The organism is Streptomyces sp. NPDC085944 (assembly GCF_040686295.1).
Lineage (GTDB): Bacteria > Actinomycetota > Actinomycetes > Streptomycetales > Streptomycetaceae > Streptomyces > Streptomyces salinarius.
In genome coordinates this window covers 1-17,184 of record NZ_JBFBJX010000021.1, presented here as the reverse complement: position 1 = coordinate 17,184, position 17,184 = coordinate 1, and the positions used below count along the sequence as shown (strand labels likewise).

General features: G+C 75.0%; 15 protein-coding genes. 11 read left to right on the top strand and 4 right to left on the bottom strand.

Going from position 1 to position 17,184, the window contains the following annotated elements; genetic code table 11:
- Positions 1 to 1,026: a bifunctional GNAT family N-acetyltransferase/NUDIX hydrolase gene (locus AB0P07_RS31335; RefSeq protein ID WP_365556499.1), complete on the bottom strand. Its 1,026-nt coding sequence runs from the start codon at positions 1,024 to 1,026 to the stop codon at positions 1 to 3.
- A gap of 62 nt (positions 1,027 to 1,088) precedes the next feature.
- Between AB0P07_RS31335 and AB0P07_RS31330 the strand changes: the two genes are divergently transcribed.
- The 4 genes from AB0P07_RS31330 (at position 1,089) to AB0P07_RS31315 (ending at position 3,174) form a co-directional block, all read left to right on the top strand.
- Positions 1,089 to 1,589: a hypothetical protein gene (locus tag AB0P07_RS31330; RefSeq protein ID WP_256110956.1), complete on the top strand. Its 501-nt coding sequence runs from the start codon at positions 1,089 to 1,091 to the stop codon at positions 1,587 to 1,589.
- Positions 1,590 to 1,698: 109 nt separating this feature from the next.
- Complete coding sequence (locus AB0P07_RS31325; RefSeq protein WP_365556497.1) at positions 1,699 to 1,839, top strand: hypothetical protein; 141 nt, start codon at positions 1,699 to 1,701, stop codon at positions 1,837 to 1,839.
- A gap of 10 nt (positions 1,840 to 1,849) precedes the next feature.
- Positions 1,850 to 2,404, top strand: a complete 555-nt coding sequence (locus AB0P07_RS31320; protein ID WP_365556495.1) for a hypothetical protein — start codon at positions 1,850 to 1,852, stop codon at positions 2,402 to 2,404.
- Positions 2,405 to 2,502: 98 nt separating this feature from the next.
- The gene (locus AB0P07_RS31315; RefSeq protein ID WP_365556493.1) at positions 2,503 to 3,174 is read left to right on the top strand and encodes a hypothetical protein; all 672 of its coding nucleotides are present in this window, start codon (positions 2,503 to 2,505) and stop codon (positions 3,172 to 3,174) included.
- A gap of 90 nt (positions 3,175 to 3,264) precedes the next feature.
- On the opposite strand, the gene AB0P07_RS31310 is transcribed toward AB0P07_RS31315, so the two are convergent.
- Entirely contained in the window at positions 3,265 to 3,978 is a 714-nt protein-coding gene (locus AB0P07_RS31310) for a pentapeptide repeat-containing protein (protein WP_365556491.1), read from the bottom strand.
- Between the two features lie 164 nt (positions 3,979 to 4,142).
- On the opposite strand from AB0P07_RS31310, the gene AB0P07_RS31305 reads away from it, so the two are divergent.
- The 4 genes from AB0P07_RS31305 to AB0P07_RS31290 all read left to right on the top strand — a co-directional run bounded on the left by AB0P07_RS31305 (position 4,143) and on the right by AB0P07_RS31290 (position 9,133).
- Positions 4,143 to 5,363 carry an FAD-dependent oxidoreductase gene (locus AB0P07_RS31305; RefSeq protein WP_365556489.1) on the top strand — a complete coding sequence of 407 codons (1,221 nt, stop codon included), beginning with the start codon at positions 4,143 to 4,145 and terminating at the stop codon, positions 5,361 to 5,363.
- Between the two features lie 69 nt (positions 5,364 to 5,432).
- The gene (locus AB0P07_RS31300) at positions 5,433 to 6,413 is read left to right on the top strand and encodes a zinc-binding dehydrogenase (RefSeq protein WP_365556487.1); all 981 of its coding nucleotides are present in this window, start codon (positions 5,433 to 5,435) and stop codon (positions 6,411 to 6,413) included.
- A 79-nt stretch (positions 6,414 to 6,492) separates the two neighbouring features.
- A complete protein-coding gene (locus tag AB0P07_RS31295) occupies positions 6,493 to 8,004 on the top strand; it encodes an MFS transporter (RefSeq protein ID WP_365556485.1) in 1,512 nt (503 codons plus the stop codon).
- A 247-nt stretch (positions 8,005 to 8,251) separates the two neighbouring features.
- Positions 8,252 to 9,133 (top strand): aminoglycoside phosphotransferase family protein, encoded by an 882-nt coding sequence (locus tag AB0P07_RS31290; protein WP_365556483.1) that lies wholly within the window; start codon positions 8,252 to 8,254, stop codon positions 9,131 to 9,133.
- A 25-nt stretch (positions 9,134 to 9,158) separates the two neighbouring features.
- Here the strand turns inward: AB0P07_RS31290 and AB0P07_RS31285 are convergent, their stop codons facing one another.
- The gene (locus AB0P07_RS31285) at positions 9,159 to 12,443 is read right to left on the bottom strand and encodes an AAA family ATPase (RefSeq protein WP_365556481.1); all 3,285 of its coding nucleotides are present in this window, start codon (positions 12,441 to 12,443) and stop codon (positions 9,159 to 9,161) included.
- A gap of 342 nt (positions 12,444 to 12,785) precedes the next feature.
- Between AB0P07_RS31285 and AB0P07_RS31280 the strand changes: the two genes are divergently transcribed.
- From AB0P07_RS31280 to AB0P07_RS31270, 3 genes are all read left to right on the top strand, one after another.
- Positions 12,786 to 13,454, top strand: coding sequence for a response regulator transcription factor (locus AB0P07_RS31280; protein WP_061447023.1), 669 nt, complete (start codon positions 12,786 to 12,788; stop codon positions 13,452 to 13,454).
- Between the two features lie 163 nt (positions 13,455 to 13,617).
- Entirely contained in the window at positions 13,618 to 14,295 is a 678-nt protein-coding gene (locus AB0P07_RS31275; protein ID WP_365556479.1) for a DUF4255 domain-containing protein, read from the top strand.
- A 41-nt stretch (positions 14,296 to 14,336) separates the two neighbouring features.
- Positions 14,337 to 16,427, top strand: a complete 2,091-nt coding sequence (locus AB0P07_RS31270; protein WP_365556665.1) for an ATP-binding protein — start codon at positions 14,337 to 14,339, stop codon at positions 16,425 to 16,427.
- 23 nt (positions 16,428 to 16,450) lie between these two features.
- Here AB0P07_RS31270 and AB0P07_RS31265 read toward each other — a convergent pair.
- Positions 16,451 to 17,184 (bottom strand): RICIN domain-containing protein (locus tag AB0P07_RS31265; RefSeq protein ID WP_365556477.1); only part of this gene is annotated, 734 nt, incomplete at its 5' end.

The following is a 17,184-nucleotide window of genomic DNA, read 5'->3' as shown; positions in this document are numbered from 1 at the left end:
TCACCCGCCGAAGCCGTCGCGGTCATCGAGACCTTCGAGGCCGTCGGAGTCCTCAGAGCCGACGCCGCCCTCGTAGCTTTCGAGCAGCAGGGCCAGGTCCGGTGGCCAGAGCGGCTCGGGCGCCTCGGCGAGTTCGGCCGGGGTCCACCAGCGCCAGGTGAGGATGCCGTCCGCGGCGTGGGCGGCGGCGAGGTCGGGGCCGGTGGGCTCGCGACGGGGACCGTGCGCGACGTAGATGTGCTCGTACTGGCGGACGGGGCCGACGCCCAGGTGGGTGAAGTCGTGTTCCCAGGTACAGAGCAGGGGGCCGGGCTCCAGGTCGGTCCAGCCGGTCTCCTCGCGCACCTCCCGCAGGGCGCCCTCGCGGGGGCTCTCGTCCGCCTCCAGACCGCCGCCGGGCATCGCCCAGTGCACGCCGACCTCGACGTTGTCGTAGCGCAGGAGGAAGACCGCGCCCTCGGGGTCGAGCACGGCGACGCGGGCGGCGCGACGCGGGGTGCGCGGCCGGTCGCTCTCCAACTCCTTGCGCAGCACCGTGCAGGGGCGGCCGGCCGCGAGGTCCTCACGATGGTCCAGGACCGTGTGCCCGAGTGCGGTCCAGAAGGCGAGTCCGGCGGTGTTGCCGTCGAGGACGGCGAGCCGTACGGCGGTGCGGCCCGCGGCGCGGAAGCGGTCCTCGACGAGGGACGCGAGCCGTCGGCCGTACCCCTGCCGTGCCAGGCCGGCGTCCACCATCAGCAGCCCGATCCACGGGTCCGGATCGGACGGGTCGGGATGCCGGGCGAGCGTCACCGCGATCCCGACGAGCCGGCTCGCCTCCCGGGCGAGCAGCACCTCGGCGCCGGGCCGCGCCAGTTCGTCGGCGAGCGCGGCGGCCACCTGCTCCGGGCGGACGTCGTCCGGGTCGGGGAAGTCGCCGCTGAGCGCGTGGAAGGCGCGCTGGGAGGCGTAGAGGGCGGTGAGCTCGGTGAGCACGGGGCCCGGGATGTCGCGGTCGGGGGTGAGGTCGAGCGGCGTGAGGATCACGTGGGCAACGTACCCGCCGCTCGGTGCGCGGTCGGCTGCCGCGCCGTGACACCATCTGCTGCGTGCTCGACATCGGCTACGCCCTCTCCACCCGCTTCCCGGACCCGCCGCAGACGGACTACCGGCGGGCGGACGTCCACGCCCTGCGGCACGACCTGTTCTGCGGGGACGTGTACCTCGCCGACACCAAGGCGGACCGGGAGTTGTCCACAGCCTGGGGATGGGTGCCGGTGCTCGACTTCGCGTGGGCGCTGTGCGACATCGTGGAGCAGGTCGACCGGGACCCGGCCGGTTCCCGGGCCGCCCGGCCGCAGCGGGCGGAGCTGGACTTCACCGAGTCCACCGACCGTCTGCTCTTCGAGCGCCGCTTCGGCTGGGTCGACATCGAGGCGGAATGGGTGCCGGAGTCCGAACCCCCGCTGTCCTTCTCCCACACCGAACTGCGCCGGGAGGCCCGGGACTTCCTCCACGACCTGCTCGCCGACCTCACCGATCTGCACGAGGACCTGGCGGACAACCCGGCGATCTGGTCCCTCCAGGCCCGCTTCCCCCGGGTGCCCTGAACCTCACGGCACGGCGCGGCCCCACGCCGCCGCGTTGGTCCCGCCGCCCGAGTGCCTCGCCGTCTGTGGAGCCGGGTGGTGGTCCCACAGCGGCGACAAGCCCGACGTCATGGAGACCCTCGACGTCGACGACACCGACCACGAGCCGCCCCGGACGGGCATCGGCGCGCGTCTGCTGCGCACCGCCCTCGCCGCGGTCTCGCCGGGCGGATCGACATGTGCGGGGACTGAACCGGTCCCTTCGGCCTAGGGTGTCGATCATGTTCAAGTCAGGGGTGGGGTTCCTCGCGTTGTTCGGGCTCGGCTGGTGGCTGCTGGCCACGAGTGCGTTCGACGGGACGGCGCGGCTGGTCGAGGTCGTGGTCGGGGGCGCCGTCGCGTTGGGGCTGATGCTCGCCGCGCGCCGTTTTCTCCCCGCGTCGGCAGGGGGACCGTTCCCCGCCGACCGGCGTCGGCGGTTCCATCAGGTCAACGGTCTCCAATGGCTGCTGATCATCGCCGTCGCGGTGGTGTGCGGTCGCGCCGGGACGCCGGTGCTCATCCCCCCGCTGGTGGCGATCGTCGTCGGGCTGCACTTCCTGCCGCTCGCGGCGGTGTTCGAGCAGCCCCGGCTGCGGGTACCGGCTGCCCTGCTCGTCGCGGCCGGGGCGGCGGGACTGGTCGTGCGGCTCACGGACGGCTCGGACGGGACCGTTCGCCTCGTGGTGGGCGCCGTCTCCGGGCTCAGCCTGTGGGGCGTGGCCGCTTGGACGGTGACGGGGGCGGCATCCGCCGCGGCACGGGACGCCCAGGTCGTGCGGGACGTACAGGAGTGACAGTGCGGGCAGTGGCCCGGCGGCGGGCCCGGACGGTTTCGGACGTCCCGCCGTTCAAGCCCTCTCTCGTCAAGACGGTGTTCGGGGAGGTGACTTCGATGCACGTCTCCCGGGCGGCCGCGCAGGCCGCCGCGTCGGTGACGCGGACCGTGCTGACGGAGATCGTCGACGGCGCCGGGCGAGCGGCGGCGGAGGAAGGCAGGAAGAAGCTGCTTCCGCGGGACCTTCTCACGGCGATCGGCCGGAACGTCGAACTCGAGGTGGGCGACAAGTGGTACGACCACAGCCCCACCTTCCGACGCCTGAACGGCGACCTGTACGACGCCCACGGGGTCCTCGTGCCCCCTGTCGGGCGCAGCCGGTCGCGCCGGCCGAGTGCCGTGGTCGGCGCCCACCGGTTCGAGGCCGGGGTCAGGAAGCTGCTGCGGAGCCGGGGGGTGACGGCCGTCCCGGTGATGGTCCGCGACCTGGACGGAATCGCGAGCGTGTTCCTGACGGGCCTCGCCCGGGACGCTGCCACGGTCGTCCGCGAGGGCGGGGTCACACGCTTCGGCGCGGTCACCCTGGTGACGCCGGGCGAACCGGACACGGGCCCGGCGCCGTTCCCCAGGGACTCCCTCGGGGCCTGGTCCACCCGCAGCGGGGACGGGCGGACCGTCGGCAGGGAGGACGTCCTGGCCGCCGCCACGATGCAGTTGTTCGGCGGCGCCCTCAGGAAGCAGGCGCTCACCGAGGCACGCGAGGCGACCCGGCACACGTCGGCCGGCTGAGCGGGCGGGGCCCGGACCGCCCCGCCACCGCACCGCCGGGGCCGGGAGGCTCCAGACCCCGTGCCCCCGGCAAGATCCAAACGACGCCCCCTACTCCTCCGCCAGCACCCGCACCCCCAGCTCCGCCGCCAGCACCGGGGCCAGGTCGAGGAGTTGGGCGGGGCTGATCACAGCGCCCGAGAGGCGGTCCACGCCGCGGGACAGCTCCAGCGGGGCGGCGCCGCGCAGGTCGACGTCGGTGAGGGTGGCCGCGCTGAGGTCCGCCTGCTTCAGGGCGCAGTCGACGAACTCGACCCGCTCCAGGCGGGCGCCCCCGAAGTCCGGCTCGACCAGCACACAGCTCTCGAAGACGACGTCCTTGAGGCGGGCCCGGCGCAGATTGAGGTAGTCGATCTTGCCGCCCCGGATCAGGACCCGTTCCAGCACGGCGCCGTGCAGCTGGGTGCCGCCGAGGCGGGCGTCGAGCAGCTCGACGTCGCGCAGGGTCGCCTCCGCGAGGTTCGTGCCCACGCCCCGGACGCCGGTGAGGCGCGTGTCGAGCAGCCGGGCGCGGGGCAGCGAGGCCTCGTCCAGCGTGCAGCCGGTCAGCGCGCAGTCCATGAAGCGGGCGCCCGCGCCGTCCTGGCCGGTGAGGTCCGTCTCCCGGAAGTCCAGCGCGTCGTAGTCCCCGTCGGGCTCCAGTCCCCCGTCGTCCTCGTACGGCGTGAGCGGCGGCGGCCGCAGCTCCGGGCGTCTCGCCGCGCGTACCGCCGTCGTGCCGCGCCCGCCCGCCGTTCGCGTCGTTCCCGCCGCTCTCCTCGCCATGGACCCATGCTGCACCCCAGCACTGACAACCGCCTCCGACCTGCACAAACACCCCTTCTCCCGGCCGTATGTCACATCCGGCGCCCCCGCGACCGTCGTACGGGCGGACAGGCGCCGCGCCAGGCGACCCGACCGCGACCCCGACCCGAGGGAGAACCCGAGCCATGCATCGCATCACCGTCATCGGCGGCGGCTTCGCCGGACGGCCGCGGCCTCCCCCACGCTCGGCTTCGCTCGCGCGGGGGACCCCCATCGCCGCCGAGGCGGGCGCCAAGGTCACCGTCCACGAGGCCCATCACACGCTCGGCGGGCAGGCCCGGACCGCCGACGGCCCCTACCGGACCAACGACGGCCCGCAGGCCCTCTACAACGGCGGCCCGCACTGGGCATGGCTGCGCCGGCGCGACCTGATCGGCCCGCTCGCGCCGATCCCGCCGCTGGAGGCGTCCCGGCTGCGGCTGCACCACAAGGGGGCACTGCGCCGCACCCCGCCGTTCGCCATGCTGAAGCTGCTGCGCCGGAGGGTCGGGCCGGCCCCGGTCGACACCGACTTCCTGACCTGGGCGACCGGGATCGCGGGCGAGGAGGGCGCGCGGGCCGCCGCCCACTGCTGCGCCGTGGCCCTCTTCCACCACGATCCGGGGTCGCTGTCGGCCGCCTTCGTGCAGGAGCGGCTGCGGCGGGCCGCCAAGCTGCCGCCCGAGGCGCACTATCCGCGCGGCGGCTGGTCCGGGGTCGTGGACCGGATGGCCGCCCTGGCCTGGAACCTCGGGGTCCGGATGGAGACGCTCTCCCGCGTCGACACGCTGCCCACCGACACCCCGGTCATCGTCGCCACCTCCCTCGACGCGGCCCGCCGTCTGCTGGACGACCCGGCGCTGACCTGGCCGAGCGGCCGCACCACGCTGGTCGACCTGGCCGTACGGACCCGGCGCGGCGACGCCTTCGCCGTCTCCGACCTGGACGCGCCGGGGTGGGTCGAGCAAGGGGGTCTGGGGGTGTCCCCCAGAAGACGCGGTACCGCGCAGGTCCGCACGCTGGCACCGGCGGGCGAGCAGCTGATCCAGGGGCAGGTGCCCATCGCCCCGCACGAGTCGAAGGCCGACGGCGCCACCCGCGCCGAGCAGCTGCTCGACCTCGGCTTCCCCGGCTGGCGCGAGCGGCTGACCTGGCGGCGCGAGGCGGTCGCGAACGGCCGCACCGGCGCCGTCGACCTGCCCGGCAGCACCTGGCGCGACCGGCCGGCCGTCGACCGCGGCGACGGCGTCTACCTCGCCGGCGACCAGGTCGCCTCCCCCCGCCTGCTCTCCGAGGTCTCCTTCAACAGCGCCCTGACGGCGGTCTCCCTCGCCCTCGGGCGGCGCGAGCTCGACAAGCGTGCTTGACCTCAAGCGTGCTCGAGGTCGTTGAGTGGGGCCCGCAACAGCTCCGCTCTCCAGCCTGGGGGTTTCGCCATGCACGCCATCCGACTGCACGCCTTCGGCCCGGCCGGGAACCTCGTCCTGGACGAGGTCGAGGACCCGGCGCCGGGCCCCGGCCAGGTCCGGGTCGCCGTCCGCGCGGCGGGCGTCCACCTCCTGGACACCTCCCTGCGCGAGGGCGTTCAGGGTCCGACGCCCGCGCTGCCCGAGCTGCCCACGATCCCGGGCCGCGAGGTCGCCGGCGTCGTCGACGCCCTCGGCGAGGGCGCACCGGCGAGCTGGCTGGGCAGGCGCGTCGTCGCCCACCTCGGCTTCGCCCCCGGCGGTTACGCCGAGCTCGCCGTCACCGATGTCGCCCGCCTGCACGAGATCCCCGCGAACCTGGACTTCGCCGAGGCCGTCGCCATGATCGGGACGGGGCGTACGACGATGGGAATCCTGCAGTTCGCCGACCTCGGCCCCGGCTCCGTGGCCGTGGTCACGGCCGCCGCGGGCGGCATCGGCACCCTGCTGGTGCAGTACGCGAAGAACGCCGGCGCCACGGTGATCGGCCTCGCCGGCGGTCCGGAGAAGACCGCGCTGGTCACCGCGAACGGCGCCGATCTCGCCGTCGACTACACCGAGCAGCGGTGGCCGGCGAAGGTCCGCGCCCACCTGGGCGGCGGGCCGGCCTCCGTCGTCTTCGACGGTGTCGGCGGCGACGTGGCGCGCCAGGCGGTCGCCCTGCTCGGGCCGGACGGCCGGCACCTGGTCTTCGGCTGGGCGGCCAAGGGCATCCGGGACGGCAGCCCCTATCTCGTCGAGGGTGTCTCCCAGCAGGTCCTCGGCCCGGTGATGATGCAGCGGGCCGGCGGCGCCAACCCCGCACGCACCCTCGAACTGCGGGCCCTCGCCGAGGCCGCCGAAGGCCGGCTCGTCCCGGCCGTGCGGCGCTTCCCGCTCGCCGACGCCGCCGCCGCGCACCGCGCCCTGGAGAGCCGGGGGACGACCGGGAAGGTGGTCCTCGAACCGTGACCGGCGGTCGGCGTGCCGATCCGTGCGACGGCTCGGGCAACGGGATGCGACACGTCCCGAATCGTGTTCTTCTGGCGAAATGAGTGGCTCCCGGACAGGTCGGACAGGGGAACCCGCCGCGCCCGCGCAGACCGATCCGCACCGCTGGTGGGGGCTGGTCGTCATCGCCCTGGCCCAGCTGATGGTCGTCCTCGACGCGACGATCGTGAACATCGCGCTGCCTTCGGCCCAGCGCGACCTGGACATGTCCGACGCCAACCGGCAGTGGGTGATCACCGCCTATACCCTCGCGTTCGGCGGCCTGCTGCTGCTCGGCGGGCGGGTCGCGGACCTGGTGGGACGCAAACGCACCTTCGTCATCGGGCTGATCGGCTTCGCCGCCGCCTCCGCGATCGGCGGCGCCGCCACCACGTCGGTGATGCTCTTCGGCGCGCGCGCCCTCCAGGGCGTCTTCGCCGCCGTCCTCGCGCCGTCCGCGCTGTCCCTGCTGACGACGACCTTCACCGACCCGAAGGAACGCGGCAAGGCGTTCGGCATCTACGGCGCGCTGGCCGGCAGCGGCTCCGCGATCGGCTTCATCGTCGGCGGCGTGCTCACCGAGTACCTGAACTGGCGCTGGTGCCTGTACGTCAACATCCCCATCGCCGTCGTCGCGGTGATCGGCGCGTTCGCCCTGCTGCACGACCGGCCCGGCCACGCCGGGGCGCGGCTCGACGTGCCCGGCGTGATCCTCGGTTGCGGCGGCCTCGTCGCGCTCGTCTACGGCTTCAGCGAGGCCCAGCCCCGGGGCTGGACCGACCCACTGGTGCTGGCGCTGTTCGCCCTGGCCGTGGTCCTGCTGGCCGCGTTCGTGTGGTGGCAGACCCGGGCGCGGACGCCGCTGCTGCCGCTGCACGTCATCCGGGAACGCAACCGCGCGGGCTGTTTCCTGACGATGATGCTGGCGGTCATCGGCATGTTCGGGCTGTTCCTGTTCATGACCTACTACCTCCAGGGCATCCTCGGCTACTCCCCCGTGAAGACCGGCCTGGCGTTCCTGCCGCTGACCGCCGCGATCGTCGTGGGCTCCACCCAGATCTCCGCCCGGCTGCTGCCGCGCGTGGGCCCGCGCATGCTGATGGTGCCCGGCATGCTCCTCGCCTCCGGCGGCATGGTGATCCTGACGCAGATGACCGTGCACTCGGAGTACGTCGCCGAGATCCTCCCCGCGCTGCTCCTGATGGGTCTCGGCATGGGCCTGACCTTCATGCCGGTGTTCTCCACGGCCACCGCCGGGGTCGCCCCCAAGGACTCCGGCGTGACCTCCGCGACGGTCAACACCTCGCAGCAGGTGGGCGGCTCGATCGGTACGGCGCTGCTCAACACGATCGCGACCAGTACGAGTGCGTCGTGGATCGCGGCGCATCTGCGGGACCCCGCGCAGCGGGAGCTGATCGTGCGGGAGGGGATCGTGCACGGGTACACCGTCGCGATCTGGGTGGCGGCCGGGGTGATGTTGCTGGCGGGGGTGGTGGCGGGGGTGATGGTGACGGCGAAGGCGCCGAAGCACGGGGTGCCGGCGGACCGGACGGTGCGGGAACCGGTGGGGTGAGGCGGGGGGGAGCGCAGCCCGGCGTCGCGGGGTGCGCTCCCCTACGCTCGGCGCCTCCCCCACGCTCGGCGCCTCCCCCACGCTCGGCGCCTCCCCCACGCTCGGCTTCGCTCGCGCGGGAGGGCAGGGCCCCCATGAGCGGGAGGTGCCCCCACCGCCCACTCGTGCCGCCTGGGGGTACCGCCCAGGCCGTTCAGGCACTGGGGGAAGGCACGACTGCCCGCGGTTGCGCGGTAGCGTCCTGCGGGTGATTGTCGTACCCGAAGGGCTTGTGGCTGCGCAGGTGAAGTACAACGGGGAGGCCGGGCGGGCCTTCGTCGACGGGCTGCCCGACTTGGCCGCCGGGTTTCTGGAGCGGTGGGGACTGCGGCTCGACGGACCGGCGATGCACGGGGTGGCGGCGCTGGTGCTGCCGGTCGTGCGCCGGGACGGTACCGAGGCCGTGCTGAAGCTCCAGGTCCTCGACGCGGAGACCGAGGGCGAGCCGCTCGCGCTGCGGGCGTGGGCCGGGGACGGAGCGGTGCGGCTGCTCGACCACGACGCGGCCACCGGCACCATGCTCCTGGAGCGGCTGGACTCCGGCCGGATGCTCAGTCACGTCGAGGACTCCCGCGAGGCCGTCCTGGTCATCGCCCGGCTGCTCGCCCACCTCACCGCGACGCCCGCTCCGCCCGGTGTGCGGCGGCTCGGGGACATGGCGCGGGGCATGCTGGAGCGGACGCCCGGAGTGCTGGCGCGCCTCCCCGACCCGGCGGAGCGACGGCTGGTCGCCGACTGTGCCGCCGCCGTGCGCGAGGTCGCCGACGAGCCGGGCGACCGGCTGCTGCACTGGGACCTGCACTACGAGAACGTGCTCGCCGCCGACCGCGCCCCCTGGCTCGCCATCGACCCCAAGCCGCTGGCCGGCGACCCCGGTTTCGAACTGCTGCCGGCCCTCCACAACCGCTACGACCCGGCCGGGACCCGGTGGCGTTTCGACGCCATGACCGACGTCCTGGGCCTCGACCGGGAGCGGGCCCGCGCCTGGTCGCTCGGCCGCGTGCTGCAGAACAGCCTGTGGAACACCGAGGACGGCAACCCGCTGGAGACCGAGCAGATGGAGATCGGGCGGCTGCTGCGCGCCCTGTGAGGAGCGTGCCGGCGACCGTCCGGCCTCAGCACCGGGTGTCCGGGTGGGACTCCCGTTCCCGGTGTCCGCCGCGCTCCAGCGCGCCCGGCAGTTCCGTCCTGCGCCGTATTCGCAGCTTGCGGTAGGTACTGGTCAGGTGGGTCTCCACGGTGCGCCGGGCGAGGTGGAGGAGTTCGGCGATCTCGGTGTTGGTGCGGCCGTCGGCGGCCAGCTCGGCGATCCTGCGCTCGCTGCCGGTCAGCGCGTCGGCGCCGGTGCGGGTCGCCGCCGAGCCCCGGGCGCCGCCCTCGCGCAGCGCCTGTCCGGCAAGGTGGAGCCAGCGCCGGGCGCCCCTGCGTTCGGCGAGGTCGGCGGCCTCCCGCAGCCGGGACCGGGCGCGCCCGCGTTCGCCCGCTTCCAGGAGCTGGCGGCCCTGGGCGAGCAGCGCGGGGATCAGCTCCATGTCGGTGTCGACGGCCGCGTCGCGCAGGGTCCGTACGGCCTCCTCGGCCAGTTCGAGACCGCGCCGCCCGCCGGTCGCGGTGCCCAGCACCCGCAGGGCGCGGCCCACGGTGCGCGGGGTGTTCCACACCCGGGCCAGCCGCAGCTCCTCCGTCGCCAGGGCCAGCGCCTCGGGGCCGCCGCCGAACGCCAGCCGTATCTCGGCGGCGGCGGTCCGCCACGGGGTGACGACCGGGCTGACCACCTCGCGGGCCGACTGGCGCCGCCCGCACTCCAGGAAGTCGTGGAGCGCTCCCGTCGGGTCGCCGGTGGCGGCGCGCAGCACGCCCCGCGCGTACAGGTAGCGGTTCAGCTCCCAGTTCTCCGGGACCTCGCGCAGGTCGAAGCGGTCGGCGAGGCGCAGGGCCTCCTCGCTGCGGCCGGTGTGGACCAGCGCCATCAGGGCGTGGGCGTCCCGGTTGGTGGGGCCGGGCCCGGGTCCGGGGTCGGCGGCGAGGGTGAGCAGCCGGGCGTGGTCGCCGCGGGAGGCAACGATGTCGGCGCGGGTGTTGAGCAGCGCGTGCCGCATCGGGTGCAGCAGGGCGGGGTGCTGTCCGGCCAGACCGCGTTCCACGAGCCGTTCGGCCTCGTCGAGTTCGTCGGCCCACTGGGCGACCGCGGCGGCCGTGCCGAGGAGGAAGGGTTCGGCGAGCGGATCGGTGGGCTGCGCGAGCAGGTCCCGTACCCGGGTCATCGCCTCGTCGGCGGAGATCAGCGCGGCCGTCGCCGCGTACCGCACCAGCAGGGCCTGTCCGGCGGTGCCGACCAGTTCCGGGGAGTGCCGGCCGGTGTCGGACAGCCACCGGTACACCTCCTGCCGGGTCGCCGGGTCCTCGTCGGACAGCAGCGCGCCGGCGGCCTGCACGGTGCGGGCGAGCCCCGGGTGGCCGGACAGCCGGCCCTCGGTGCGGCGCAGTACCTCCATCGCCGTACTGATCTCGCCCCGGCCGGCCAGGGCGGTGCCGAGGGCGACGGCCGTGCGCACCTGGTTGCGGGGCTCGGCCGGCAGGTGCTGGGCCTCGGCGAGCCGTGCGATGGCGGTCGGGGTGTCGGCCGACGCGTACTCCAGGGAGCCCAGTTCGGTGAGCAGCCGCTGCCGGAGGTCGTCGGACAGCGGTTCGTCCAGGGCCCGGCGCAGATAGCCGACGGCGTCGGCGGGCCGGGCGTCGTGCACGGCGACGGTCACGGCGTCCCGCAGGACGCGCAGCGCCCAGGACCGGCCGACGGCCGGGGTGCGCAGCAGGTGCCGGGCGACCGCCTCGACCCGGGCGCCGCGGCGCAGCATCGCTTCCGCGGCCGCCCGGTGCACGGCCTCGCGGCGCGGCCGGGGCCAGCCGCTGAGCACGGCGTCGCGCAGCAGCGGGTGCGCGTAGCGGGGGCGGCCGCCGGCGTCGGGGCGCAGCAGTCCGAGCCGCGTCATGGCGGCGAGCCAGCCCTCGATCCGCACGGGGTCGGCCCCGGCCGCCTCGGCGAGCACACCGACCGGGTCCCCGGCCGTCCCTCCCGCAACGGGAGGGGAAGGGGTGTGCCGGAGCGCCGCCGGGTGCGGGGCGGGCCCGGGCGGATCGGTGCGGCCGTAGCCGGCGCCACCGGGTGCGGGCTGCGGGCGCCCGTCGTACGGGGCGGGCTCCGGGTACGGGTACGGGTCCCGGTACGGCGGATACAGCACCTCGGTGGTGGACGGCGGGTACGGCACCTCGGTGGCGGGCTCGGTGGGGTGCGGATAGGGGCCGTGCTCCCGCGGTTCCGCGAGCAGGCCCGGTCCGCCGAACGCCGGGAAGGCCGTCGCGCGCGCGTACGGCGACGGCGGCGCCTGCGGGTCCGGGCCGGTGTCCCCCGCGTCGGCGCTCCACACGTCCCGGCAGCCCGGCGCGGTGGCCGCGGGCCGGCGCGTCCGCACCGCCGGGGTGTCGTGCGGGTGCCGGGGCACGGGCTCGGACGCCGGTGTCCGCGGGTGCGGGAGGGCATGCCGGAGCGCGCCCCGGCGCGGCGGCGGGCCCGTGGGCCAGGCCTGTTCCAGGGCGGCGAGGCCGCGGGCCACGTCGGCCGTCGCGGGGCCCGCGCTGTTCAGCCACCAGGAGACGGCCGCCGGGTAGGACCCGGGGTACAGCGCGGCGCAGCTGTCCGGCACGGGCGGGATGCCGTCGGGGTGCGGAGTGCCGCCGAGGTCGTCCAGGAGAGCGTGCAGAAGCAGCGGGCTGCCCGCACCGGCCCGTACGACCTCCCGCGTCCAGGACGCGGACGCGTGCGGGAAGGCGTCGCGGACCAGCCCGGCCGCCGCCGCGTCGCTGAGCGGGGCGAGGGTGTGGGTGCGCACCAGGGACGGCGACAGCGCCTGGGTGAGCCCGGGCGGCCGCGGGTCGATGTCGTACTGGCTGCGCTCGGTGGCGACCAGCAGAACCGGTAATCGGTCGACGTGCCGGGCCGCCTCCGTCAGCCAGCGGCGCGAGGAGTCGTCGGCCAGGTGGACGTCGTCGACGGCCACCAGGACCGGGCCCTCGGCCGCGTAGGAGCGCAGCAGCCGCCACAGCCGGGCCGCGCTGCCCCGGTCGTCGCCGCCTGGCGCCATGTCGGTGAACTCCGGCACCGGGCCGAGGAGATGGAGGACCATGGCGAAGGGCACCGGGGTGTCCTCGGGCGAGCAGCGCACGCGCAGCACCCGCAGGCCCCGGTCCTCGGCGTGCCGGGCGGCGGCCTCCAGCACGGCGGTGCGTCCGGTGCCGCTGGCGCCGCGCAGCAGGACGAGGCGGCCGGCGCCGGCCCGGGCACGCTCGATCTCGGCGGACAACAGCGCGTGCGCGTCGTCGCGTTCACGGAGCGGTCCGGTCATCGGTGCCTCCTGTGGTGGATGGTGCTCCCCCGGTGTGTGAGACGAACGACTGCGGTGAACGGTGGTGCGAAGTGGCGCGGGTCACGGTGGCTCGCGGCCGTCTCCACGGACCCCCGCGTCCTCGCGCGCGCCCCGCGACCTGCCCGGACGCCTGCCCGGCGGCCCCTTGTGGGGGCCGGCGCGCCGGTCTCGTGGTGTACCTCGTGGTGGTCCACGATTGCGAAGTCCCAGCAGTCCCATAAGTGTGGAACACGCACATCCGCTACCGGCCTGTGCCGTATTGCGGGCACGTGAAGAGGGGGGAAACGGTTGCTCAACTCACCCCGGAACACCACCACATCCATCACCACCGCCACTTCGGCGCGCGGTTCCGGCCAGGCCGCCGGCGTCGTCGACCGGCGGGTGCCGGTGGCGGTGTCCGCTCCGGACCCGATCAGTCGCGAGGGCGCGGTCAGCCAGTTGCGGCGGCACCCGGAGATAGACCTGCGCGAGGAGTCGGGGCCCGGCACGGTGGCCCTGCTCATCGAGGACGCGCTGGACGATCCGGCGCTCACCCGGCTGCGCCGGATCGTGCGCAGCGAGGGCGCGCGCGCCGTGCTCGTGGTCGGCGCGATCCGCGAGAGCGAACTGCTGGACGTCGTCGAGTGCGGAGTCGGCGCGATCGTCTGGCGCCACGAGGCCACCGCCCACCGGCTGGTGCAGGCCGTACTGGCCGCCTCGCGCGGCGACGGCGACCTGCCCGCGGACCTGCTGGGCCGGCTGATCAGCCAGGTGGGCACCCTGCACCGGGGCGCGGCGGGCCGCCCCGGCGCCCCCTCGCTGGGCCTCGCACCCCGAGAGGTGGACGTCCTGCGGCTGGTCGCCGAGGGTCTCGACACCGGAGAGATCGCCGGCAAGTTGTCCTACTCCGAACGCACCGTCAAGAACGTCATGCACGGCCTCACCACGCGGCTGCATCTGCGCAACCGCGCGCATGCCGTGGCCTATGCCCTCCGGGAAGGCTACATCTGACCGAACGGGCAATCGAAGGCGGGTCCATGGGGCCGCACGGGCAGGGCCGGCTGCCCGGCCGTCGTCCCCGTGGCGCGTGCGGGCGGGAGTGCCGCCGGGGCACGATCGACGACGGACGTCCACGACGACGGATGTCCACAGCGGGCAAGGCGGGAGCGCGAGCGTGATCCACGAGGTGGACGAGGTCCTCAAGACCCTCCTCAAGAGCGGGGCGTTGACGGACTCGGGCATCGACGTGGCCTTCGAGGCACCCACCCGTGACTGGGCGGCCCGGCGCAACGCCCCCGTGGTCAACACCTACTTGTACGACATCCGCGAGGACGTGAGCCGCAGGCACCGCGGCCAGATGTCGGTGCGCGACGACGACGACATCGTCGTCAAGCGCCGCCAGCCGCCGCGCTGGTTCCGGCTGTCGTACCTGGTGACGGCCTGGACGAAGACCCCGCAGGACGAACACCGGCTGCTGTCCGCGGTTTTGGCGACCCTGCTGCCCCGCGAGCTGCTGCCGGCCTCCGAACTCCCCGGCTCACTGGGCGCTCTGGGTCTGTCCGTGCCGCTGACGGTGGCCGGCATCCAGACGGAGTCCCGTTCCCTCGCCGAGATCTGGTCCGCCCTGGGCGGCGAGCTGAAGCCGTCCCTCGACCTGGTGGTGACCGCCCCCTTCCCGGCCTTCCCCGAGTACGACGCCGGGCCCCCGGTCACCGAGGGCGCGACGGTCCGGGTCGGCGGCATGGAGGGCGACCCGCCGCTGCCCCAGGGGCGCTCCCACCGGCCGCACCAGGTGGCTGCCGCGCGCGCCGCCCGCAAGGCCACCTCGGACGGTCGTACGAAACGGCAGTGACACCAGTGACATCAGCGACGCCCGTGCCCCCGGTACCGACGGTGCACACCCCCGGCACCGACCGCCCACCGGCCGCCGACCCGTCCGGCGACCCCGCGCGGGCGCTGCTCGCCCGGCTCGGCGTCCTGCGGGAACGGGTGACCGCGCTGGTCGAGCACCGCACCGCCGGCGACCCCACGGCCGACGACCCGCTGCGCGGCCTGTACCTGCCCGACGAGGCCGTCCACCACCTGCTGCGCACCTGGCCGTCCGGCACCGGCGCACCCGGGACCGCGGAGCCCCCGGCCGACGTCGATGCTTCGGCCCACCTCGGCCCACCGACCCACGTCGGCGACTCACCGGACCGCGCCCGCTACCCGGCCGGCCCCGGCGACCGGCTGGCGCGGCTGGCCGGGCGGGCGCGGCTGACCGAGCTGGACACCGCCGTCCTGCTCGTCGCCCTCGCCCCCGACGTCGACCGCACCTTCGAGCCGCTCTACGGCTACCTCAACAACGACGTGAGCCGCCGCCGCGCCACCGTGGGCCTCGCCCTCGACCTGTGCGGGGTGCCCGAGCACGCGGCGGCGGCCCGCGCCCGGTTCCACCCGTCCGCGCCGCTGCGCGCCCTCGGCCTGCTGGAGGTGGAGGAGCCCGAGCGCCCCTTCCTCACCCGCTCGCTGCGCGCCCCGGACCGGCTGCTCGGCCATCTGCTCGGCGACGACACCCCGGACGCCGCGCTCCTCGGCCTGCTGCTCCCGATGCCGGACCCGCTGCCCGCCGCGGGCGGCGACACGGACGCGTTCGTCCGCCGGCTGGCCGCCCGGCTGCGCGAGGGCCCGCTCACCGCCTACCTGCGCGAACCGCGCGAGGGCGACGGCCTGGCCGCGCTCGCCTCCGCCCTGGACGCCGCGGGTGTCGACGCGCTGCGCTGCACCGAACCCGCCGACCACGTCCCCGAGCTGCTGCGGGAGGCCCGCCTGGGCGGGCGGGCGGTCGTGGTGGCGGGCCTGCCCGACAAGCCGGGCCCCCTGGTGCGCGCCCTGACCGCGGCCGGGGACGTGACCGTCCTGCTGACGGACCCCCGCCCGTACGACCCGCACTGGTCGCCGACCGACCCGCTGGTGCTGGACGCCCCGGGCCGCCGGGCCGGGGGAGCCGCCGCCTGGCGGGCCGCGCTGGGAGCCGACGCCGACGGGTTCGACCTGGCCACGGCCGTCGCCCCGTACCGGCTCGGCGGCGACCGCATCCGGCGGGCCGCGCACACCGCCCGCGCCCTCGCCGCCTTCGACGGCACCCCCGTCACCGCCGACCACGTCCGGCTCGCCGCCCGTCGGCAGTCCGCCTCCGGCCTGGAGAGCCACGCCCGGCGCATCCGGCCCGCCGTGGACTGGCGGGACCTGGTGCTGCCCGACAAACCCCTGGTCCAGCTGCGCGAACTCGCCCTGCGCGCCCGCCACCGCGACCGCGTGCTCGGCGACTGGCGGCTCAGTGCGGGCGGCGGACGCGGCCGGGGCGTCCTCGGCCTCTTCGCGGGCGAGTCCGGCACCGGCAAGACCCTGTCCGCGGAGGTGGTCGCCGCCGACCTGGGCCTCGACCTGTACGTGGTCCAGCTGTCGTCGGTCGTGGACAAGTACGTCGGCGAGACCGAGAAGAACCTGGAGCGGATCTTCACGGAGGCCGACCGCACCGACGCCGTACTGCTCTTCGACGAGGCGGACGCCGTCTTCGGCAAGCGCTCCGAGGTCAAGGACGCGCACGACAAGTACGCCAACATGGAGAGCGCCTACCTGCTCCAGCGTCTGGAGTCCTTCGACGGCATCGCCCTGCTCACCACCAACCTGCGGGCCAACATCGACGAGGCGTTCACCCGGCGCCTGGACCTGGTGGTCGACTTCCCCTTCCCGGACGCCGAGCAGCGGCTGGCGCTGTGGCGGCACGGCCTGTCCCGGGTCCCCTGCTCCGACGGCATCGACGCGGAGCCGCTGGCCCGGGAGTTCGAGCTGGCCGGCGGTTCGATCCGCAGCGCGGTGGTCACCGCGGCCTACCTCGCCGCCGGGCGCGACGACACGGTGACGGCGGACGACCTCCTGGAGGGCGCCCGCCGCGAGTACCGCAAGGCCGGCCGGCTGGTCCCGGGAGAAGGCGGCTGGTGACCGCCGCCGGGACCGTCTGAGCCTCAGCCCCTCTTCGGGTGGATGATCTCCCACTCCTGGTCGTCGACGTTGCTGCAGTTGTCGAGCACCATCTTGGAGAAGAGGGCACCGCCGTTCGTGCCCTCCACCCCCAGACACTTCTGGTTGCTGGAGAAGTTGCGGATCCAGTAGGCCCCGCTCTCCTGCTTGTCGATCCACCACATCTGGTTGTCGTTCGCGGTGGTGCTGTCGCAGTGGAACTCGGTGACCGGCGTCCCCACGGCAGCGGCACCGTGGTACGGCAGGTCCATGCAGTACTTGTCCTTGATGTTCCGGATCTGGAAGAGCGCCGCCCCGCCGGGGCCGCCCTTCGGGTACTTCACCTCGAGGTTCCAGATCTGGTTGTCCCCGTCGGTGTCGTCGCAGACGGCCTGCTGGACGGGTCCGTCGAGCTCGCCCTTCTCCCGGCCGGGGAGTTCGGCGCACATGTGGCTGGTGGTGTTCCGCAGCAGGATGTTCTTGGCGGGAACCACCGGCGTCACGGCCGGCTTGTCGGGCTTATCGGTCTCCCCGCCGCCCTTGTCCTCCTCCTCCTTCTTCTCGGCACCGCCCCCGTCGTCCTTCGTCTCCTGCGCGGCCGGTTCCTGCGCCTTCGGCTGCTCGGCTGGCGCGGACTCGGCGGTGCTGGGGAGCGCCTGGGGGGTGGCACTGGGACTGGGGGCGAGCGCCGCACCGGCCTGCTGCGTCTGCTCGGTGGCGCTGGTGCGCACCTGCGGCT